We start from the raw sequence: 21,133 nt of genomic DNA, 5'->3' as shown, positions 1-21,133 counted from the left end.
AAATGATATCCTATTTTGTAGGCTTTAGCCAATGTGCATCCAAAAAATTGGACAGTGAAAAGAACCTTATTGGAGCTTGAAAAGGGAAGCGGATTTATGGGAGAAATACTGATATAAATTTGTCACTAGTTGAAACCTTGCGTTTTACCTCCCGTTAAAGAATAGAAAGACATGATTGGTTAAATAGTGTAGCGAAACAGATGTCGTAAAAACTGAACCGAATCGCTGACGTTAAAACTTAAATAAAATACACCGAAAGGGTAGCTTTTTAAGGGATACGACAGTAGTACGTTTAGAAACACAAAGGCGAAAGCCACATCAGGAGTAGATACGGAGTTTATTTAGCCAATATAGGAAAGCCTTCCCATTAGGAAGGCTTTCCGCATTTCCGGCCATATCGTTTTCCGGGTCTTTTCACGGAAATAGGCCCAAAACAAAGCCCCGCTACCTCGGACAGAACACGAGATAGCGGGGCCAATTCTCTTTAAGAACTTCTATTCCTCTAACTGCTTGAACCGCTTGCCAAACAGGTAAAACACCGGTATGCCCACGCCCACCAGAATCAATCCAGGCCAGGAGTAATTTGGCTTGTAGATAAGCAAAACGATGCAGATAAAGGAGGCCATGAGAATGTAAAGCGCCGGTAAAACCGGGTACCCGATGGCTTTGTACGGCCGAGGCACATCTGGCATGGTGCTGCGCAGAATGAAAATTCCGGCAATGGTAAGAATGTAGAAAAGCAGTACCGCAAAGATCACGTAATCCAGCAGATCTGAGTAGCGGCCCGACAAACACAAAACACTAGCCCACACGCACTGAATGGCCAAAGCAGCGCCCGGTACGCCGTTCTTGTTCAATTTGGCCATGTTTGGGAAAAACAGGCCGTCTTTGGCCATGGCATAGTACACGCGCGGAGCAGAGAGAATCACGCCGTTGTTGCAGCCAAAGGTTGAGATCATGATTAGGATGGCGATGGCAATGGTAGCGGGAGCACCGCCAATCACCTCGGCCACCGCCGTACCCACCCGGTCATTACTGGCGAACTGAAGTCCCCGGCTCAGAGCATCGGTTGCTCCCGGATCTCCCGGCAAGGGAAGAATGGTCAGATACACTACGTTGATCAGGATGTACAGAATGGTCACCAATCCTGTCCCGATGGCCATGCTCAGCACGATGGTGCGTTTGGGGTTCACGATCTCATCGCCGGAAAACCCAATGTTGTTCCAGGAATCAGAGGAGAAAAGCGAACCGATCATGGCCGTACTGATGCCCACCAACAATGCCCAACCCGACAAAGTAGTACGGGTGATGGCCCCGGTTTCCTTGTCCAGCACCACCGACTGCGCATCCCAGAGATTAGAGAAGTTCAGGTTCATCACCTCGGCATTGGTGCCAAGCAGCAACCCAAACCCCAGAAGCGCAAACAAAGCAATTAGCTTCGTGCTCCCGAAGATGTTCTGAATCATTTTGCCGTTCCTGACCCCTTGCTGGTTGATTAAAGTAAGCAGCACAATGGAGGCAATGGCCAGCAACTGCACCGAGGTGAACTTGAGAAGACCCAAGTCCAGCAGAACATTGGTTTCAGAGAACCACGGCACTAACACCCCCGTGAACTTGGCAAAAGCCACCGCCACGGCGGCAATGGTGCCGCTCTGAATCACCAAGAAAAGGGTCCAGCCGTAAAGGAAAGCCACCAGAGGTCCGTAAGACTCCCGCAGGTACACATATTGCCCACCGGCGCGGGGCATCAGGCTGGTCAGTTCACCGTAACTCAGGGCACCGGCTAGGGTCATAAGGCCGGTAAGGGCCCATACCAAAAGCAAATAACCCGCGCTCCCCACAGAGCGTCCTATATCTGCACTGACAATAAAGATACCGGACCCAATCATGGAGCCGGCCACCAACATAACGGCATCAAATAGTTTGATTTCGCGCTTAAATCCCGTTTGGGTTGTAGTAGAGGTGACAGACATAGAACCTAGTGAGAATAGAAGATAGTAGAGGCAATGGAAGGGAAGAAAAGGCGAAGACCAGGTCTCCGCTCATTTCCGGTAAAGCCTTAATTCAGAACTAAAGACTCAGAACTCCTTAGTTAAACCTTGCGTGGTGGCAAGTCAAAAGCCACAGCGTTGTGCTCAAAATGGCCTTTGTGCGAGCCATCACAGAAGGGTTTGTTTTGGGACATGCCGCAACGGCAGATAGACACCACTTCGCGTCCTTGCAGGTTGTACTCGTTGCCCTGCGGATCTACTATGATAAACTCGCCTTCAAGTTTAAGGGAGCCGTTGTTGTTCACGGTAACTTTGGTTTTCATGCTGATCTTAAGAAAATGGGTAAAAAAGGTAAATGAATCTGAGACAGAAAAGCGCTTGATTCAGCCCTAGGGATGGAAAAACAAGTTTGCCTCGATTCAAAGATAGTATTTTTGCCCAAAGCATCGCACCTCGGCCCTTTTTTCTGCACAAATCGCGGCGGGTTCGGCTTCCACAGTTTCCATCCAAGCCCGTTTTAGGCTAAGAATTAGGTCGTGAAAGAACAGCAGAGCAGAACCCTTGATTTGCATGCTGCCCATTTTTTTCGCTGTTTTAACCCCAACCGTTGGCATGACGTACGTATTAATACCATCGCTTTTGTCAACAATCACTGCGTAAACCCTTGAATGCTATGAAAAAAAACTTTTTGAACCCTGTGCTACCCGCCGTGCTGGCTTTGGGTTTGTTAGGATCATGTGTGTCTTCCAAAAAATATGAAGCGGCACTGGCCGAGAACCGGTCTCTGGTGGTGCTGCAGGATGAACTGACCCGTCAGAAAGCCGAACTGGAAAGCGAACGCGCCCGTCTGCAGCAAGACAAAGAGCGCCTGAACCAGGAGAAAGCCGATCTGGCCACCGAAAAAGCCTCTACAGAAGCCTCGCTGCGCACCAACCTGAACACCAAAAACCAGCAGGTAGACAAACTCTCCGCCGATTTGCAGGCCCGCGAAGCCCGCCTTGCCGAGATGCAGCGCATCCTGGACGAGAAAGACAAAGCCGTGAACAACCTTCGGCAGGTAGTGAGCAAAGCGCTGCTGGGTTTCAAAGCCTCAGACTTGACCGTAGATGTGCGCAACGGAAAAGTATATGTGTCGCTTTCAAACCAGTTGCTGTTCAAGTCGGGTTCTACCAAGGTAGATGCCCAGGGGCAGGAAGCCCTAAAGAAACTGGCCGGTGCCCTGCAGAACCAACAGGATGTGAACGTGGTAGTGGAAGGCCACACCGATGACGTGCCCGTAGCCAAAGGTACTGCCGGCATGCAAGACAACTGGGACCTGAGCGTATTGCGCGCCACCGAGATCACCCGTATCCTCACCGAGGCTGGGGTGGCCCCCCAGCGGGTAACTCCCTCGGGGCGTTCTAAATACGTGCCGGTAGACCCCGCCACCACCGCAGATGCACGCCAGAAAAACCGCCGCACCGAGATCATTCTCACGCCCAAACTGGACGAGCTTTTCCAGATCCTGGAGAAAAACTAACCGCTTCTGCGCTGCTTTCCGGCAAGTCGCCGGAACGAAAGACCTTGTGTGAATGGAGGAAAGGCCCACCGATTTTGTTTCGGTGGGCCTTTGTTTTAAGCACGTTTTCTGGAATATAGGCTAAAAAAGATATTCTAAGCTAAAACACATAATTCAGGGTTTATTCTGGCGTTGTTCTTGCTAGAGAGAAGGTAGAGCCATTGAGGAAAATTTCTACCTTTGGTCAACCAACAGATAAATTTTACAAGACAAACGATATGCTAAAAGGAAAGATTTTGGGACTGGTACTAGGCCTTTCTGCTGCGTGCTCCACCACAGGATGGGCGCAGGTGCAGGAAACCGAGAAAAAGGAGACCCAGGAATCTGGCGTAGAGCAGGATCTGCGCGCTTTCAAGGAATGGATGAAGATACAGTCTGACAAAGTGGCCACCACTACCCGGGCCGAGTGGCCCACCATCAAAAGTGACTTCGCCCGCCAGGCTAATAAAATAGAAAACAGCTTCCAGGGCCTCTCCGAGACTTCCAAGCGCGATTTCCTGGAACTGAAAACCCGTTTCCAGGAACTGGAATCCAGGCCTATGGCCGATGAGGTGCCCTTGCAGGCCGAAGAAGTGCGCCTGCGCGAAAAAGAACTGCTAGGTTCCTTCGGGAATGTGCAGAACATCAGTTCCATCCACATGCGGGAAGCTTACATCCGGTTCATGCAGAATGTGCGCGCTAAACGCCAGAACTGGACCTCCCGTGACTGGGACTACGCCGATTACGTTCTCCAGAACCTGGGCAAACGCAAAGCGGCCGTAGAGGAAAAACTATCCACCCTGGATGAAATTAAAATCCGCACCTTGATCGGGGAATTCTATACCCTACGGTCTGGGCAGGAATTCAAAGAGCAGCAGAAAGCCAAAAAGCAATAAGCAGGAAGGGAACAGTCTCTGCTGTTTAAAAGTTAAGAGCGGATGTTTTGGGGGTAGTTTTAAGAAACTACCCCCAAAACATCCGCTCTTTTTTATTGCTCAATGCTGTCGCGCAGAGTCTGATTTTGGGTGGTATTGGATTTGGAGTTGTTGGTTTCACCCCGAGTCTGCGAGTTTCCTACGCGGCTTTGGGTTATCTCAGTCGCGGTTGCCCCAGTGGTGTCGTTTTGGTTAGGGTTTACCACACTGCTGTTGTTATTGGGGTTGCTGGAGTTTTGTTCAGCGTCTGTACCCGCCGAGGTGGTGTTTTTTCCGGTCTGTGAATCACAGGCAACTAGGCTGGTCATACCCGCCATTGCCACTATCATGAGAAGCTTTTTCATAGTCAATCTGGTTTTAAGCACGTTATCATTCCCTCTAAACTGGCAAAAGAGGTAAAAAGTTATCCAGAACCTGGTACCAGCCGTTCTCCCCTGAAAACCAATGCCGCAGCCCATGCCAAGTACAAATTGGCTTTTTAAAAGGAGCAAAGCCCATGATTCTGCTTTTGGTCTGTTTTCCTGAAAAGAGCTTCAAAACGACAAAAGGCTCGGCAAGCCGATGGATTATTCCCCATGAAAAGGAAATCGCGCCGATGCCTTGTTTTTAAGGGTTTGGCTTTCTTCACTTCCTGTAAAATTCCATAGCTTTACCGTGCGATGCCCTCGGCTTGAAAGGGAGAGGGCCCACGCCGGTTAATTTGAACTTCTTTTGAACAACATGACCTCTGTACGTGTATTCGTCGTCGCTTTCCTCCTGGTCTGGGGAGGCGGAGTCTCTACTTCTTGGGCGCAGGCCCCAAAAAAACCAGATGCCGCTGATATTCGGCTGGCGCTGGACAAACTGAATGTGCTGGGCAGTGTGCTGTATTTTGCCGCCCACCCCGATGACGAGAATACCCGCCTTATTGCTTACCTGGCCAACGAGCGCAAACTGCGCACCGGCTATCTTTCCCTCACCCGCGGCGACGGAGGCCAGAACCTCATCGGGCCCGAGATCAGGGAGGAGCTAGGCATTATCCGGACGCAGGAGCTGTTGCAGGCCCGCCGGGTAGACGGCGGAGAGCAGTTTTTCAGCCGGGCCAACGACTTCGGGTTCTCCAAGAATCCCGCCGAGACCTTCACCATCTGGAACAAAGAGCAGGTGCTAGCCGATGCCGTCTGGACCATCCGCAAATTCCGTCCTGATGTCATCATCACCCGTTTTTCACCCGAGCCCAGCGGAACCCACGGCCACCACACGGCCTCGGCCATGATCGCCATGGAAGCCTTTGATGCCGCCGCAGACCCCAAGCGTTTCCCTGAGCAGCTGAAAACCGTGGAGCCTTGGCAAGCCAAGCGTCTGCTCTGGAACACGTCTTCCTTTTTCTACAGCCAGAACCAGAAGTTTGATCCCGCCGGAAAACTCATGATAGATGCCGGCGTCTACAATCCCCTGTTGGGAAAATCGTATAACGAAATTGCCGCCCAGAGCCGTAGCATGCACAAAAGCCAGGGTTTTGGCAGCAGCGGCACCCGGGGCGAAGCCGTAGAGTATTTTGAGTTCCTGAAAGGCGCCCCTGCCAAAACCGATGTACTGGAAGGCGTCACCACTTCCTGGAGCCGTGTTCCCGGTAGCAAGGAAGTAGCCAAACTTCTGGAAGAAGCCCTGAAAAACTACAATCCTGCCAATCCCGCTGCCTCAGTCCCGGTTCTCCTGAAGGCCAACTCAGCCTTGGCTCAACTCCCTGATTCTTACTGGAAGAAAGTAAAACAGCAGGATCTGCAGGAAGCCATCAAAGCTTGTTTGGGCCTGTATTTAGAGGCATCGGCGGTGCGGGAGTATTGGGTTTCACCGGGGGAGTCGGTGGCTTTGTCGTTGGAGGCGGTAAACCGATCAGCCGTGCCTGTCACGCTCACCAAAGTGGAATACCTTTTCGCCCGCCAGGACTCCACGCTGCAGCAGAAGCTGGAGATGAACAAGCCTTTGTTTATCAGAACCTCCAAAACTGTGCCGGCGGCTACTCCTTTTTCGCAGCCGTACTGGCTGCAGGTACCAGGCTCCACGGGCATGTTCAGGGTAGATGACCCAGCTTTGATCGGGTTGCCCGAGAACCCGGCCGCAGCCCAGTTGAGACTGCACCTTACCGTGCAAGGACAGCCGTTAACCTATACCGTACCTGTAATCTACAAACGCACCGATCCGGTGGAAGGGGAGCAGTACCGGCCTTTTGAGATAGCTCCGCCCGTGTTCGTGAATATCCTGGAGAAAGTGTACGTCTTCCCAGATGCCCAACCTAAACCCGTGACCGTTCGCGTGCGTGCCGGGAAAGATCAGGTAGACGGCCAGGTGACCCTGCGTTTGCCCCAAGGCTGGCGTTCTGAACCCTCTAATGCAACCTTCAACCTGGCCCAGAAAGGCGAGGAGCAGAGCTTTACGTTCCAGGTGTTCCCCGGTGCCAATCAAACCGAAAGCGCCATCAGTGCGGCTGTGACGCACAAAGGCAAAGCTTATACCCAGAGCTTCAGGATTATCCATTATCCGCACATCCCTACCCAAACCCTGTTCCCCGAAGCTTCGGCCAAAGCGGTGAAACTGGACCTGAAACGCAAAGGACAGTACATTGGCTATTTGATGGGCGCTGGCGATGAGGTGCCCGCCAGTTTGCAGCAGATAGGTTATGCCGTGGATCAGTTACGGGTGGAGGATCTGTCAGCGACAACCTTGCAGAAATATGATGCCGTGGTGGTGGGCGTACGCGCCTACAATACCATGGAGCGACTGAAATTTCAGCAGCCGCAGCTGATGCAGTACGTGCAGAACGGCGGTACGCTGGTGGTGCAGTATAACGTGAGCAATGGGCTGGTAACTTCTAACGTAGGCCCTTTCCCGCTGAAATTGTCCAATGACCGGGTTACCGTTGAAGATTCTGATGTTCGGTTCCTGAAGCCAAGTCATCCGGTTCTCAACACGCCCAACAAGATCACCGAGCAAGATTTCAGAGGCTGGGTACAGGAGCGGGGCTTGTATTTCCCTAACCAATGGGCCCCGGAGTACGAGACCATCATCTCTTCCAATGATCCTGGCGAAAGTCCCAAGGACAGCGGCTTGTTGGTGGCCAAGTACGGCAAAGGCTATTACGTGTACACCGGGTACTCGTTCTTCCGGGAATTGCCCGCTGGTGTGCCAGGAGCGTACCGTCTGTTCGTGAACCTGCTTTCTTTAGGAAAATAGTGTTTCAGGGCCGGTTTCTGGAAATTGGCCCTGAAACACTTCCCTTCTTCTTAAGGGGAAAGCGGCCTTTCTCTGGAAAGAAGATCAGGAATATAGATTTTAAACAATATAAAACCGCCTTCGTGGCGTTGTAAGGAAAACCTCACTCAGTCCTTTTCCCCCGTGTATGACCAAAGGAGACATTGACCCGCCCCCATTCTTTAAAACCTGGACCTCCATGTACTGGCTGGTAGTGGGCGTATTGGCGGGGCTCATCCTGTTGTTTTATCTTATCACCGAAGCCTACAGATGAGCGGACTGGACTGGGGAGTGCTGGTAGGCACTATTGCGTTCATTGTACTGTATGGCGTATGGAAAACCCGCAAAGCCCAGCACATGAGCGGGTACCTACGGGCTGATAACACTGAGCGGTGGTGGATGATGGGGCTTTCCATTATGGCTACCCAGGCCAGTGCCATTACGTTTCTTTCTACCCCGGGGCAGGCCTTTGATGACGGCATGCGCTTCATCCAGTTCTACTTCGGGTTGCCGCTGGCCATGGTGGTGTTGTCTATTACGGCTATTCCCATCTATTATCGCCTCAAAGTCTTTACCGCTTACGAGTACCTGGAGACCCGCTTCGATCTGAAAACCCGGTCTTTGGCTGCCCTTTTGTTTTTGCTGCAGCGCGGTCTTTCTACGGGTATTACCATTTATGCTCCGGCGATTATTTTGTCGGCTATTCTAGGCTGGAATCTCACAGGAACTATCTTATTTATTGGCGTGGTGGTGACTTTCTACACCGTGGTGGGTGGCACCAAGGCCGTAAGCCAGACGCAACGCTTGCAAATGGCGGTGATGTTGGGCGGTATGCTCATGGCAGCTATTGTAGTGGTGCGACTGTTACCGGAGGAAGTGGGATTCTCTGAAGCCATGGCCGTGGCCGGTACTTCGGGCAAGCTGAACCTGGTGGACCTTAGTTTTAATCCTAATGATCGCTATAACCTGTGGTCGGGTTTGATTGGTGGGTTCTTTCTGTCACTGTCGTATTTCGGGACCGATCAGTCTCAGGTGGGGCGTTACCTGGGCGGGGAGACCATTGCCCAGAGCCGGTTGGGATTACTCATGAACGGTTTGGTGAAAGTGCCTATGCAGTTCCTGATTCTAATGGTGGGGGTCTTGGTGTTTGTGTTTTACCAATTTTACCAACCACCCCTTTACTTCAATCAGCAGCAGACTACCAATGTGCTGGCCTCCCAGGTGGCAGGTCCGGCTTGGCGGGAACTAGAGTCGACGGGGCAATTGGTTTTCCAGGAAAAGAAAGACGCCACCTTGGCTCTGGTGGAAGCCTACAAAACTGATAACGAAGCAGGAGAAAAGGAGGCTGCCCAAAGGATACAGCGGGCAGAGGAAAAAAGGAAAAGCCTTCGGGTGAAAGCGCAGTCTATGGTGAAGGACTATAACAAAGGCACCGACCTGAAGGATACCGATTACGTGTTTCTCACCTTTGTCACCCAGCAGTTCCCCAAAGGGCTGGTAGGCCTGCTGCTGGCGGTGGTGCTGTGCGCGGCCATGGGTAGTACCGCTTCGGCGTTCAATTCTCTTGCCTCAACCACCGTGGTGGATGTATACAAACGCTCCTTGAAACCTCATGCCTCTGACGCGCATTATGTGGGGGCTTCGCGGTGGTTTACGATAGGGTGGGGAGCGGTTTCTATCTTCTTCGCTCTGTTCGCCTCTCAGTTGGAGAACCTTATTCAGGCGGTCAACATCCTTGGTTCTCTCTTTTACGGGACCATACTAGGGGTTTTCATCGCCGCCTTCTACTTCCGGCGTCTGTCCGGGAACCCGGTTTTCTGGGCGGCTGTGCTCACCCAAATGACCATCTTTTTACTGTACTTCTACACCGATATTGCGTATCTCTGGTACAACCTAATAGGAGTGGTACTGGTGGTGGGGTTGGCGTATTTGTTACAACCCATGCTGCGCCGACGTGCCTGAGGCCTCTCTTCTGCGGTGTTTCCCATTTTCATTAATCCCATGAATCCTTCTTTTCTGTCCTTACAGCACATCATTCAAAACCGAAGAACCACTAAGCCGCCTAAAATGAACGGCCAGTCAATCCCAGATGACCTGATTCAGGAGATACTGGCTCTGGCTGACTGGGCTCCAACCCATGGGCATACCGAGCCTTGGCGGTTTGTGGTGTATGGCCCTGAAAAAGTGAAGGATTTCTGCCAATCGCACGCTGATCTTTTCCGCAGGCACACTCCAGAGGACAAGACCCTGGAAGTCAAATATGAGAAGCTGCTGCACATGGGTGACCAGGCCTCGCACGTGATTGTGGCGTACATGCAGCGGGGTGATTTGCCCAAAATTCCGGCCTTGGAAGAGATTGCTGCTACTTCCTGTGCCATCCAGAACCTGTTATTGGGAGCTACGGCCCTGGATATTGCCACCTACTGGGGCTCCGGGGGAATGGCGTACCACCCGGCTATGAAACAAATGCTGCAATTGCGGGAAGAAGATGTGGTGCTCGGGATTCTGTATTTGGGCTATGCAGATAGCCCCGGCCCAAGTGGCAAAAGAACCATTCCGCTGGAAGAGAAAATCCGGTGGATGTAATGAATCCAGGTAAGTTAAGGCTTTAAATAAAATCAGTCGGCCGCAGAAGAAGCTTCTTCCGCGGCCGACTGATTTATGGGTGTTTTCCGGAAAAGGGCCGGAAAGCGATTACTTGTTTTTGATTTCCGCCAACAGTTTCTCGTTCAACGCCACATAATCAGCGTTGCTTTCTTTCTTGGCCAGTTCAATAGACTTCTGGGCAGTAGCCGCGGCTCCTTTGTAGTCTTTCAACTTCGCCTGAATTTTGGCTTGCTGGTGCAGGGTCCAGAATTTTGGGTCCTTCTCATTGGCTTGTTTCATCCAGGTCAGGGCCTGCTTCATGTCTTTATTGGTGTCTGCATAATAGGCAGCGGCAGCGGCATATAAAGCAGGAGTCACGTTGGTTCCGTTGATAACTTTCTCCTGGATCTGGGCCATTACTTTCGTGTCTACATCGGTTGTGATTTTAACCGGCACTACGGTGTTCTCCCACATGATCTGCATGGTTCCGCCGTTGTTGGTAAGGTCGTTGAACCCAATGGTGAAGGTCTCCACTTTCTCAGCAGATTTCTTCGGGGTCACTTTGAAACGTACCACGTCGTCTTCCTGCTTGTAGTCTTTTCCGCCATCACCCCAGTGTTTGGTGTTTTTATGAATAATGATGGTCCAATATTTTTCAGTGGGAATGGTGTAAAGCGCATACTCCCCAGCCGGAACCTTGTTGCCTTCCAGCATTACCTCATCAGAGAAGGTGATTTTGGTAGAGGCATTCGCGCCGGTACGCCAGATTTTTCCATAAGGAGCCAGATCCCCGAAGATCTTCCGGCCTTTGGTGCTGGGTCTTGAGTAATCAACCGTCACTTTGGTGAGGCCCAAAACTTGGGTCACGGTGCTGCTAGGGCTAGCGGCCGGCGTTTGGAGTTGGGCAGAAGCTTCTGTGCCCACCAGGAGCATGGCAAGGGCCAATGCCCAAGCTAAATTAAGGGATAACATCTTTTTCATTGAACAGCTCAATTTACTTGGTTTGATTTTGAAGTAATAATACTCAAAAGAAAGAAGTCTACCTACCCTCTTCTCCAAAGCAAATAAGCCGGCATCTCTCAATTTCCTATCATATAGAACTTTATAATGTTGCTTATTTTGGCACTATTTCATTAAAGCAGTGCTAAAACGAGCCATGGGTTGGAAATACAGAAAAGAGGGTTTATTAATAGAATGTAAATTTTACAAAGAGTTAAATAGGGAATTGATGAGGGTTTTTGCTATCAACTGAAAGATTCATAGGAGATTACTAGAGGGTTTGTGTCAGAATTGTTTTGAAATATGTCAATAATAAATTAGATTACATTAATAAAGTAGTCGGTTTGTTAACAAAATTAAAAAACACATGAAAAGACATCTACTCTTGTGCATGATTTTGCTAACCGTACTTCAGTTTAGTGCTGTTGGGCAAAATAGGACCATCTCGGGGAGGGTTACCTCCGCGGCAGATGGAACCCCTTTACCAGGGGTGAGCGTGGTGGTGAGAGGCACCACTATCGGGGCGAGTACTGACGCAAACGGTCGGTATGAATTGAACGTGACTGGCAATCCCACCCTTGTCTTTTCCTTCGTGGGGTTCTTAAACCGAGAGGTGGCGGTGGGGACCAGTTCTACCATTGATGTGGCTCTGGCGGAGGATACCAAAACCATCAACGAGGTAGTGGTGGTGGGGTACGGTACCCAGGAAGCCCGCGACGTGGTGGGCTCCATTGCCAGCGTGAAGGGTAACGAGATCGCCGATATCCCGGTGCCCAGTGTGGAATCGGCCATCCAGGGGCGCGTGGCCGGGGTGCAGATCACTTCTGGTAGCGGTAAAGTGGGCCAGGGCATCAAGGTACGGGTGCGGGGTTCTGCCTCCATAACTGCCGGTAACCAGCCCCTTTATGTAGTGGACGGAATCCCAATCACCTCAGAAAGCCAGGGCATCAGCAACAACGAACCCACCAACCCCTTGGCCGACCTGAACCCCAACGATATTGAGTCCATCGAGATCCTGAAAGATGCAGCCTCGTCAGCCATCTACGGCTCAAGGGCTTCCAACGGGGTGGTAATTATCACTACCAAAAGAGGAAAGGCGGGCAAAACTGTGTTCGATTTAGGTGTTAGCACCGGCTTCAGCAAGCCTACAAACAAAGTTGACTTCCTGAACAGCTCAGAGTACCTGGAGCTTTTCAATGAATCGGTGGAGAATTCGGCTCTTGCCCAATTGTACATAAACTTTGAAATTGTAGCCGATAGGGATGAGTTTAAAGATCTTTTTGTACCTGAGTGGCGTAATCCCGCCAACTCTGACTGGCAGGACCAGGTCTTCCGGACCGCCGGTTACCAGCAATATGACCTGACTGCTAGCGGCGGAAACGAGAAAACCCGCTTCTATGTGGGTGGTTCCTTTACCGACCAGGAAGGTATTCTGAAAGGCAATAATTTTGAACGAGCCAGTGGCCGGATTAATATTGACCATACCGCTTCAGATAAACTACAACTGGGAGTCAATTTCAACCTGGCTCGTTCTGTCAATGACCGGGTGGCCGATGACAATGCCTTTTCTACGCCGCTTCAGATAGTGGCATTGCCTCCCGTTCAGCCTATCATAGACCCAGAAACCGGGGAGTACAATACCAATACCACTTACTACAATGGCTTGATTGAGATCCGGGATGCGTTTCGGAAAACGATTGTATACAGGAATCTGAGTACCATTTTTGCCAGCTACACCATTTTGCCTGGGCTAAGCTTCAGAAGTGAACTGGGTATTGACATCTTAAACCAGAACGAGAATACTTTCCAGGGACGTGAAACACAGGACGGTTCTCCCGGAGGAGCAGCCGAGAGCCGGGCAGTGACTATTTTGAATTACACCACCAATAACTTCCTTAGTTTCAGTAAGCAATTTGGGGAAATACATAGTGTGGATGCTACCGGGGGGATGAGTTTCCAGAAAACCGAGTATGAAGCGAATTACGTATCCGGAATTGGTTTTCCTAGCGACGCGTTTAATCGAATTGCTAATGCCGCAGAAATCAATTTAGGTTCTTCCGAAGGATCGGAATATTCCTTGTTGTCTTACTTCGCGCGGGTAAACTACAAACTGCTCGATAAATACCTGTTGAGTGTCAGCGGCCGGGTTGATGGATCATCACGGTTTGGGGCTAACAACCAGTATGGGTTCTTTCCTGCCATTGGAATTGGCTGGATTCTGACCGAAGAGCCTTTCTTAAGTGACACCGACTTCCTGAGTTTCCTGAAACTGAAAGCCAGCTATGGGTACACTGGGAATGACAACATTGGAGACTTTGCCTCCAGAGGACTCTTCACTTCTGGCTCCTACGCCGGTAACTCCGGAATTATTCCAGCTTCGGTGGAGAACCCTGACCTTAAATGGGAAACGACCGCTCAGTTTGACGTAGGCGTCAACTTTGGGTTCTTCAAGAACCGCATCAATGGCGGGGTGGAGTATTATTTGAAGAAAACCGAAGATCTGCTGTTAAATGTGCAGGTGCCTGCCACCTCGGGCTTTGCCACCATCACCAGAAACGTAGGCGAGCTTGAAAATAAAGGGGTGGAAGTCACCCTCAATACCGACAACCTGGTAGGTGCTTTTTCCTGGACCACAAACTTCAATATCTCCTTTAACCGCAACAAGATTACTAACCTGAACGGACAGGTAATTACCTCTGGTGTGGTTAACCGAGCCATAGAAGGTCAGCCTATTGGCGTATTCTATACTTTCAAATATGCCGGAGTAGATCCTGCCAATGGTGATGCCCTCTACTACCTGCGGGCAGGCAGTGACGAGACCACCAATGATTATGGGGCCGCCGAGCAGCAGGTGGTGGGTGATCCAAACCCTGAATTTGTAGGAGGTTTGAACAATACCTTTGCATTTAAAGGGTTTGATTTGGGCGTTTTGCTCCAGTTTTCCTATGGCAATGACATTTATAACAATGCCGGTCGTTTCCAATCTGCCAACATGGATTATGTGGACAACCAAACCCGGGATCAGTTGAACCGTTGGCGGCAACCCGGTGACATCACCAGGGTGCCGCAGGCCCGATTTGGGGATGCCAACGGAAGTAATACCTCCTCGCGTTGGGTCTACGATGGCTCTTACTTACGGGGCAAGACCCTGACCTTGGGGTATACGGTACCAACAACATTGAGCAGCAGGTTCCATCTAACCCGGTTTAGAATCTATGCCTCGGCCCAGAACTTCTTTACCATCACAGATTATCCGGGCTGGGACCCAGAAGTAGATACCCCAGGAACACAAACGACCTCTCAAAGACAGAACGTAGGCCTTGGTGTTGATTTTTACACTACCCCACAGGCAAAGACCATCACGTTTGGAGTTAACATCGGCTTTTAATCTTTTAATAGCCTTTAATGTGAAAAAGCAATGAGAAGATCTATATTTTACCTGACAAAAGTATTGCCAGCCCTGTTACTCTGTTTGCTGTTTACCTCTAGCAGCTGTGACGATGAACTGGATGTTGAACCGCAAACCGCCATTAATGCGGGTGAGGCCTTAACTACCTCCCAGGGGGTGCAAAGCGCCTTGGTTGGAGCCTATGTACGGTTGATGAGCGGAACCCTCTATGTAGGCGACCCGGATGCCCCTCTATATACCGGTGACCTGAATCTGACAAGTGAGCTTTTAGGAAGCACCGGTAACCTGATTTGGGGAGGCACGTTCTCTACTTTCCGGCAAGTGTTCCAAAAGGATATTACCCCTGATAATATACTTATTGCAGGTATTTGGCTCCGGTCTTATGAGGTTATCAACATTGTAAACAATGTGATCAATGCCGTAAACGTGGTAGAAGAGGACCAGCGGGATCAGGTGCTGGGAGAAGCCCACTTCATCAGGGGCATGGTTTATTTTGACCTGGTGCGGTTGTTTGGTCTGCCCTACGAACCGGGGCAGCAGAATTCGCAACTTGGCGTGCCGTTGGTTTTGCAGCCCACTTCCCTCATTTCAGAGGCCAATAACGTGCCCCGGAATACCGTAGAAGAGGTGTACGCCCAAGTGATTGATGACCTTACCCGGGCCCGTGACCTTTTACCTGACAGAGCTAGTTTCAATGAGTCGTCAGGAGATGAAGCCAGAGCCAATACGTATGCCGCCAGTGCTCTGTTGGCCAGAGTTTATCTGCAGCAAGCCGGTGCACCTGGTAACTCCGCCGAAGCACAATACCTGACCAAGGCGGCTGAAGAAGCAAACAGGGTAATTCAAGGTGGTGGTTATGATTTAGTAGAAGATTTCACAAACGCCTTTAATAATAACGAGAATACCTCAGAAGATATCTTCGCTATTCAGCAGACGGTACAGAGCAATGCCGGGCAATCTAATGCGGGTTTGGCTACTTTCTACTCGTACAACCAGCGCGCCGAAATTGAAGTGGCTGCCGGGTTTGTGGAGCAGTATGAGGAAGGCGATGAACGAGTAGAGGTTCTATACCTAGATCCGGATGATTTATACCGTAACGGTAAGTATGAAATTTATTCAGCTAATGTTCCTCTTATTCGCTTGGCAGAAATGTACCTGATTCGGGCCGAAGCTAACCAGCGGCTGGGTACTTCCGTTGGGGCTACACCTCTAGAGGATATCAATGTCATTCGTGAGAGAGCAGACATACCTCCTTTAACTTCTATCTCTCTGGATGATGTTCTCCGTGAACGTAGCCTTGAATTGGCGTTCGAAGGCCAGCTTATTCATGACATTAAGCGGTTGCGCCAAAATGTAGGCGATCTACCCTATAATGCAGGAGAATTGGTGCTGCCTATCCCGCTACGGGAAATGAACGCTAACCCTAGGTTGCAGCAGAACGATGCCTATATTTAAGGTCTGGAATTTGCTCATTCATTGAATTTGCCCAAAAACGTTTAGGGGCTGCTTTCCCAAAAGCAGCCCCTAAACGTTTTTGGGCAAATTCAACCCTGAAAACAATTGAAACAACCAAAAGGGAATGGAGAAAGAAGTTCAGAAACTTCCTTAGATATTCAGCAGGCAATCTGTTTTGAATGTTTATTATGATACCTGAAAAATAATTTAATTGCTGATTTTTTGGTAAAAGCCAATCTACTATTAAGAGAATGTTAAATGGGGTAAATAGATATACTAAGTTATTATTGAACTAGTATCAAAGGGCTGTTTTTATGAATTTTTAGGGAGAAGCTTGAGATTTTGGTTTGTTTGAATATTGTTGACAAAGACCTACTTTAGGAGGATATCCCAAACTACTAAAACAAACCAAACCAACATGAAGAAATCTTTACTATTGTGTTTCGTTTTTGTGTTGACACTTTTTACACAAGTGTGGGCACAGAGTCGGACTGTGACGGGGAGAGTGACTGATGCAAATTCAGGCGAAGGAATGCCTGGGGTGACAGTCCAGCTCAAAGGAACCAGCACAGCCTCTCCAACTGATGTGAATGGCAGTTATTCAATCAGTATCCCTTCTGCTGGAGGTACCTTGATCTTCTCTTTTATTGGGTATACCAATAAAGAGGTAGCCATTGGAACTCAATCTACTGTAAATGTACGGTTAGCAACAGATGCGGAGACCCTCCAGGAAGTTGTGGTAACCAGTTACACAACCCAAAACAAAAGAGAAGTAACCGGTTCAATCGCCACCGTGAAGGCAAATGAAATTGCCTCCTATCCGTTGGGGTCATTTGACCAGGCGTTGCAAGGGAAAGCCCCTGGTATATTGGTGCAAGCCAATTCAGGGCAACCAGGCGCGGCAGCTAACGTGCTGATTAGAGGTACGGGCTCCCTTTTGGGGTCTAACCAACCCCTCTATGTTTTAGATGGGGTAGAGATCTCAGCCAGTGATTTCGCCACGTTGAACCCCGCTGACTTTGAATCCTTAAACATTTTAAAGGATGCATCTTCTACCGCACCTTATGGGTCAAGAGGAGCCAACGGGGTTATTGTCATTACCTCCAAAAAAGGAAAAGTAGGCGTAACCCGTATTAACTATGATGTACAGTACGGTTTGTCAAAAGCCCCTGAAAACAGGCTTAGAGTAATGAATACTCAGGAGAAACTGGACTATGAATTAAGCCAGGGAAATCCGTATGAATGGGAAGATGCAGACTTGGCACGTTTGAGACAAATCAACACTAACTGGGAAGACGTATTCTTTCAAACAGGTAAAACTACCAGCCACACGTTAAGTGCATCTGGCGGGGCAGGTAAAACCACTTATTTCTTGTCTGGTTCTGTTTTCGACCAGACCGGTACTGTTAGAACAACCGGTTTGGAGCGCTACACTGGTCGGGCCAATGTTACCAGTGAGGCCGGGAACTTTCAATTTGGATTGAATTCTACCTTCGGGGTTTCTAATTTTTCCAGTACCAGTGAGGCCAACACGGGCATATCTGCCCCTTTGAATGCCGTTCGGTGGTCTAACCCCTATGAAACTCCCTATGATGAGGAGGGTAACTACACTGAGATTTACTCAGGTCAGCCTAACGCCTTGCAGGAACTCCTTGAAAACACCAACAACAGAAAACAGTTGAAAGGGGTGGGGAATGTGTTTGTAGGCTATACAGTACCATTTGTTCAAGGATTGTCTCTTAGAACAAACTGGGGCGGAGATTTTACCGCAAATGAAAATACCACCTTTTTTGATCCTTCTACTTCTTCTGGTGCTGCCGCTACGGGTGGGTCAGGTAGCTTTGGTCGTAGTTATGGAAGTAATTTCCGGTACACCGGAACAACCTCTATTTCCTATAGAAGAGATATCGGTGTTGACCATACCTTCAGCATTGGTTTGTTCAATGAAATCGTAAACAATACTGGCCGCAACTTCGGCTTTACGGGCTATGGTTTAGGCGGTGCTTTCCAAAACGAAGCAGGAATCACTCCGGGTACCTCCGATAACGGATTCATTCCAACAGTAAATGGGAATGGCTTTGAAAATGCCCTGCTTTCTTATTTCACCATTGTCAACTACGGCTATAAGAACCGCTATTTCCTGGACCTGAGTGCCCGTCGTGACGGATCTTCCCGTTTTGGTGCAGACAGACAGTACGCCAATTTCGGATCAGTAGGCTTAAGCTGGATTGTGACCGCAGAACCCTTCATGGAAGGTTTGACTAACATCTTCAATGAACTGAAGTACAAGATTAGCTATGGTTCGGCCGGTAACCAGAATGGGATTGGCAACTTTGAAGCCAGAGAGCTTTTTAACCGTGCGGTGTACAATGGGGTAAGCGGTTTAGTCCAGACTCAATTAGCGAACCCTGAGTTACAATGGGAAAGAAAAACCACCTTCAACACCGGTATAGAACTGGCCACGTTACAAGGCAGAGTAAGATCTACCATTGAGTATTACAATGCTGTCACCTCTGATCTGTTCTTGAACCGTCAGCTTTCCAGAACCTCTGGTTACAATGATATCACTACCAATATTGGTGAATTGCGCAACAGAGGGGTTGAGTTTTCATTAGAGGGTGACCTGATTAAAACGCCAAGCCTTACCTGGTCTGCCAATGTAAGTCTGACTTACAACCAAAATGAAATCACCAAGCTGATTGGGGAAGGTGAAACCGAGCAAATTGATGGGATTACCATCAACCGGGTAGGTGAACCTTTGAACACGCTTTACTTGGTTCGTTTTGCCGGGGTGAATCCTGTAAATGGAAATGCCCAGTATTTAACCAAGGACGGTGAAATCACAGAACAATATGACCCCGCTGACCGAGTGCTAGCCGGAACTACGCAGGTTCCGTTCTTCGGGGGCTTTGGTACCTCTGTGAATTTCAAGGGATTTGAGGTAAATGCCTTCTTTAGCTTTGTGAAAGGGAATAAGATTTACAACAACGAAAGAAGCAACATCATCAATCCTACCTACTTATGGGATAACCTAAGTGCAGAATTAACCCGTGAGTGGAAGAATCCGGGTGATATCACCGATGTTCCTTACTCCGCTAGTGAATATCAGGCTGAGGTGACCAGATTGGTTGAAAATGGTGATTTCCTGCGGTTACGCAACCTGAATGTTTCTTATAACCTGCCAAGTATCTGGGCACAGGCTGTAAAGGTGCAAAGCATACGCGTGTACGCCCAAGGTCAAAACCTTAAAACCTGGACTAAATTCATGGGATGGGATCCTGAAATCACCGGAGCCTCTTTGGTGGGTGCTCAGTATCCTGCTTTGCGCACGGTTACTTTTGGTTTAAGTGTAGGTTTCTAACAAGTAAGAACTATCAAAATGAAAATAAATAAATTCTTCATAGGCTTAAGTTTAAGCTGTGCCATGGTGTTTACAGCTTGCGAAGACATCATTGATGTAGACCCTGAATTTCAAAAAGAACGTTCCCAAATCTTCAAAAACCTGGAGGAATATGAATACGCCTTAACCGGTGCCTATTCTCTTTTCAGACAAACCGGATATTTTGGAAGTGGTGGCCAAACCACGGGTTCCTGGTCTGTTTTGCCAGACATGATGACCGATAACCTGGTTCAAACCGGAGAAGACTTAGGGAACTGGACTAATCAGGTAAACTATTTCTATGCGTCAGATGACAGTGATATTGAAATTGCCTGGACTGCTGCCTATGGTGTAATCAACCAGGCTAATCTGGTCTTAACTAACATAGATCAGATTGGGGCTTCAGAACCCAAAAGAGTAAACAGAATCAAAGGGCAAGCACTTGCTATTAGAGCAATGGCCCATTTTGATTTATTACGGTATTGGGGAGAAAGCTATGAGCGTAATTCGGCCGCAAAAGGCGTTCCTTACAAAACTGAATTCAGCCCTGAAGAATTACCTGCGCGTTTATCTGTAAAGGAAACCTATGATAAGATTTTCCAGGACATGACCGCGGCTGAAGCTGCCCTAAGCGATATTGATGTTCCAAGCATTAATGCAGCCACTAACCGGGGGTACATAGATTTACTGGTGGTGAGAGCGCTTATGGCACGCATGAATTTATATGCGAAAGAGTATGCCGCCGCAGAGAATTATGCCACGTTGGTGATTGATGCCAAACCCTTAGCCTCAAAAACTGAGTTTCCAGGGGTTTGGTCAGATGCATCTTTAGCAGAGGTTATCTGGTCTGTCACCTTCAGTGCAGGACAGGGTGATTTTGGAAGCGGCATTCATGCTGCATCTTCTAACCGAAACCGTTTCAGGCCGTCTCAGGAATTATTGGATCTCTACGATGCCGAAAATGACATTCGTTTCCCGGTCTATTTTGCTACAAGACAATCTCAAAATGTAACTCCTGCCAGGACTATATACCCGGGTACTCCTTTGGTATATACCAATGCGAACCCTCCAGTTTTGATTACCAGAAGAATTCTGTACAAAATAGTTCGTACGAATGGCACCCGGTATGACAACCAGCTTAACTGGAAAGCCTTAAGAACAGGTGAAATGTACTTGATCAGGGCAGAGGCAAGAGCCATGCAGGGCGGAGCCAAAGCAGTTTTGGGCTTAGCTGATCTGAACACCTTACGTGCGGCCCGCATCAATAATTATGTTCCTGTTGTTTTGGCCGGCCAGAACCTATTGGATGCCATTGAAGACGAGCGTAGAAGAGAGTTAGTAGGAGAAGGCCACCGTTGGTTCGATTTAAAAAGAACCAACCGCGTGATTGATCGTGAAGACGTAACGTTGAACTTTACTGCAGAACAGCTAGATCCTAACGCCCGTGAATGGACTTGGCCAATACCACAGGTTGAAATTGATGCCAACGAAAATATTAGAGGTCAACAAACCGAAGGGTATTAACATTAGTCTTTGGTTAGCCTAAAAGAAAAAGCACCTGAATCCTCAGGTGCTTTTTCTTTTGTCTGCAGGTGCTTCTTCTGGTGCAAG

General features: G+C 49.1%; 14 protein-coding genes. 10 read left to right on the top strand and 4 right to left on the bottom strand.

Features of this window, described 5'->3' with window-relative positions:
* Positions 1–494: 494 nt before the first annotated feature.
* A complete protein-coding gene (locus EFB08_RS00375; RefSeq protein ID WP_123124936.1) occupies positions 495–1,973 on the bottom strand; it encodes an APC family permease in 1,479 nt (492 codons plus the stop codon).
* Positions 1,974–2,092: 119 nt separating this feature from the next.
* Positions 2,093–2,314 (bottom strand): CDGSH iron-sulfur domain-containing protein, encoded by a 222-nt coding sequence (locus tag EFB08_RS00370; RefSeq protein ID WP_123124935.1) that lies wholly within the window; start codon positions 2,312–2,314, stop codon positions 2,093–2,095.
* A gap of 350 nt (positions 2,315–2,664) precedes the next feature.
* Between EFB08_RS00370 and EFB08_RS00360 the strand changes: the two genes are divergently transcribed.
* Both EFB08_RS00360 and EFB08_RS00355 read left to right on the top strand, forming a co-directional pair.
* On the top strand, positions 2,665–3,510 hold the full coding sequence (locus EFB08_RS00360; protein WP_123124933.1) for an OmpA family protein: 846 nt from the start codon (positions 2,665–2,667) through the stop codon (positions 3,508–3,510).
* A gap of 257 nt (positions 3,511–3,767) precedes the next feature.
* Positions 3,768–4,424, top strand: coding sequence for a hypothetical protein (locus tag EFB08_RS00355; protein ID WP_123124932.1), 657 nt, complete (start codon positions 3,768–3,770; stop codon positions 4,422–4,424).
* A gap of 92 nt (positions 4,425–4,516) precedes the next feature.
* Here EFB08_RS00355 and EFB08_RS00350 read toward each other — a convergent pair whose 3' ends face one another.
* The gene (locus EFB08_RS00350; RefSeq protein ID WP_125077612.1) at positions 4,517–4,807 is read right to left on the bottom strand and encodes a hypothetical protein; all 291 of its coding nucleotides are present in this window, start codon (positions 4,805–4,807) and stop codon (positions 4,517–4,519) included.
* A gap of 376 nt (positions 4,808–5,183) precedes the next feature.
* Between EFB08_RS00350 and EFB08_RS00345 the strand changes: the two genes are divergently transcribed.
* From EFB08_RS00345 to EFB08_RS00335, 4 genes are all read left to right on the top strand, one after another.
* The gene (locus tag EFB08_RS00345) at positions 5,184–7,676 is read left to right on the top strand and encodes a PIG-L family deacetylase (RefSeq protein ID WP_123124930.1); all 2,493 of its coding nucleotides are present in this window, start codon (positions 5,184–5,186) and stop codon (positions 7,674–7,676) included.
* 166 nt (positions 7,677–7,842) lie between these two features.
* Positions 7,843–7,968 carry a hypothetical protein gene (locus tag EFB08_RS23845; RefSeq protein WP_262707458.1) on the top strand — a complete coding sequence of 42 codons (126 nt, stop codon included), beginning with the start codon at positions 7,843–7,845 and terminating at the stop codon, positions 7,966–7,968.
* Positions 7,965–9,656 carry a sodium:solute symporter gene (locus tag EFB08_RS00340; RefSeq protein WP_123124929.1) on the top strand — a complete coding sequence of 564 codons (1,692 nt, stop codon included), beginning with the start codon at positions 7,965–7,967 and terminating at the stop codon, positions 9,654–9,656. Before EFB08_RS23845 ends, EFB08_RS00340 begins: the two co-directional genes overlap by 4 nt.
* A gap of 39 nt (positions 9,657–9,695) precedes the next feature.
* Entirely contained in the window at positions 9,696–10,280 is a 585-nt protein-coding gene (locus tag EFB08_RS00335) for a nitroreductase family protein (protein ID WP_123125576.1), read from the top strand.
* A gap of 108 nt (positions 10,281–10,388) precedes the next feature.
* Here EFB08_RS00335 and EFB08_RS00330 read toward each other — a convergent pair whose 3' ends face one another.
* Entirely contained in the window at positions 10,389–11,261 is an 873-nt protein-coding gene (locus tag EFB08_RS00330; RefSeq protein ID WP_123124928.1) for a DUF2911 domain-containing protein, read from the bottom strand.
* Between the two features lie 385 nt (positions 11,262–11,646).
* On the opposite strand from EFB08_RS00330, the gene EFB08_RS00325 reads away from it, so the two are divergent.
* From EFB08_RS00325 to EFB08_RS00310, 4 genes are all read left to right on the top strand, one after another.
* The gene (locus EFB08_RS00325; RefSeq protein WP_123124927.1) at positions 11,647–14,667 is read left to right on the top strand and encodes a SusC/RagA family TonB-linked outer membrane protein; all 3,021 of its coding nucleotides are present in this window, start codon (positions 11,647–11,649) and stop codon (positions 14,665–14,667) included.
* A 30-nt stretch (positions 14,668–14,697) separates the two neighbouring features.
* Positions 14,698–16,143, top strand: a complete 1,446-nt coding sequence (locus EFB08_RS00320) for a RagB/SusD family nutrient uptake outer membrane protein (RefSeq protein ID WP_123124926.1) — start codon at positions 14,698–14,700, stop codon at positions 16,141–16,143.
* Between the two features lie 418 nt (positions 16,144–16,561).
* A complete protein-coding gene (locus EFB08_RS00315) occupies positions 16,562–19,504 on the top strand; it encodes a SusC/RagA family TonB-linked outer membrane protein (protein WP_123124925.1) in 2,943 nt (980 codons plus the stop codon).
* An 18-nt stretch (positions 19,505–19,522) separates the two neighbouring features.
* Positions 19,523–21,046 carry a RagB/SusD family nutrient uptake outer membrane protein gene (locus EFB08_RS00310; RefSeq protein ID WP_123124924.1) on the top strand — a complete coding sequence of 508 codons (1,524 nt, stop codon included), beginning with the start codon at positions 19,523–19,525 and terminating at the stop codon, positions 21,044–21,046.
* Positions 21,047–21,133: the final 87 nt, after the last annotated feature.

The organism is Rufibacter latericius, from assembly GCF_003721515.1.
GTDB lineage: Bacteria > Bacteroidota > Bacteroidia > Cytophagales > Hymenobacteraceae > Nibribacter > Nibribacter latericius.
This window is presented reverse-complemented; position numbering and strand designations above follow the sequence as displayed.

Bases quoted from the DNA above. Each gene is read 5' to 3' on its own strand.
- EFB08_RS00375 (WP_123124936.1), bottom strand. From the start codon at position 1,973: ATGTCTGTCACCTCTACTACAACCCAAACGGGATTTAAGCGCGAAATC.
- EFB08_RS00370 (WP_123124935.1), bottom strand. From the start codon at position 2,314: ATGAAAACCAAAGTTACCGTGAACAACAACGGCTCCCTTAAACTTGAA.
- EFB08_RS00360 (WP_123124933.1), top strand. From the start codon at position 2,665: ATGAAAAAAAACTTTTTGAACCCTGTGCTACCCGCCGTGCTGGCTTTG.
- EFB08_RS00355 (WP_123124932.1), top strand. From the start codon at position 3,768: ATGCTAAAAGGAAAGATTTTGGGACTGGTACTAGGCCTTTCTGCTGCG.
- EFB08_RS00350 (WP_125077612.1), bottom strand. From the start codon at position 4,807: ATGAAAAAGCTTCTCATGATAGTGGCAATGGCGGGTATGACCAGCCTA.
- EFB08_RS00345 (WP_123124930.1), top strand. From the start codon at position 5,184: ATGACCTCTGTACGTGTATTCGTCGTCGCTTTCCTCCTGGTCTGGGGA.
- EFB08_RS23845 (WP_262707458.1), top strand. From the start codon at position 7,843: ATGACCAAAGGAGACATTGACCCGCCCCCATTCTTTAAAACCTGGACC.
- EFB08_RS00340 (WP_123124929.1), top strand. From the start codon at position 7,965: ATGAGCGGACTGGACTGGGGAGTGCTGGTAGGCACTATTGCGTTCATT.
- EFB08_RS00335 (WP_123125576.1), top strand. From the start codon at position 9,696: ATGAATCCTTCTTTTCTGTCCTTACAGCACATCATTCAAAACCGAAGA.
- EFB08_RS00330 (WP_123124928.1), bottom strand. From the start codon at position 11,261: ATGAAAAAGATGTTATCCCTTAATTTAGCTTGGGCATTGGCCCTTGCC.
- EFB08_RS00325 (WP_123124927.1), top strand. From the start codon at position 11,647: ATGAAAAGACATCTACTCTTGTGCATGATTTTGCTAACCGTACTTCAG.
- EFB08_RS00320 (WP_123124926.1), top strand. From the start codon at position 14,698: ATGAGAAGATCTATATTTTACCTGACAAAAGTATTGCCAGCCCTGTTA.
- EFB08_RS00315 (WP_123124925.1), top strand. From the start codon at position 16,562: ATGAAGAAATCTTTACTATTGTGTTTCGTTTTTGTGTTGACACTTTTT.
- EFB08_RS00310 (WP_123124924.1), top strand. From the start codon at position 19,523: ATGAAAATAAATAAATTCTTCATAGGCTTAAGTTTAAGCTGTGCCATG.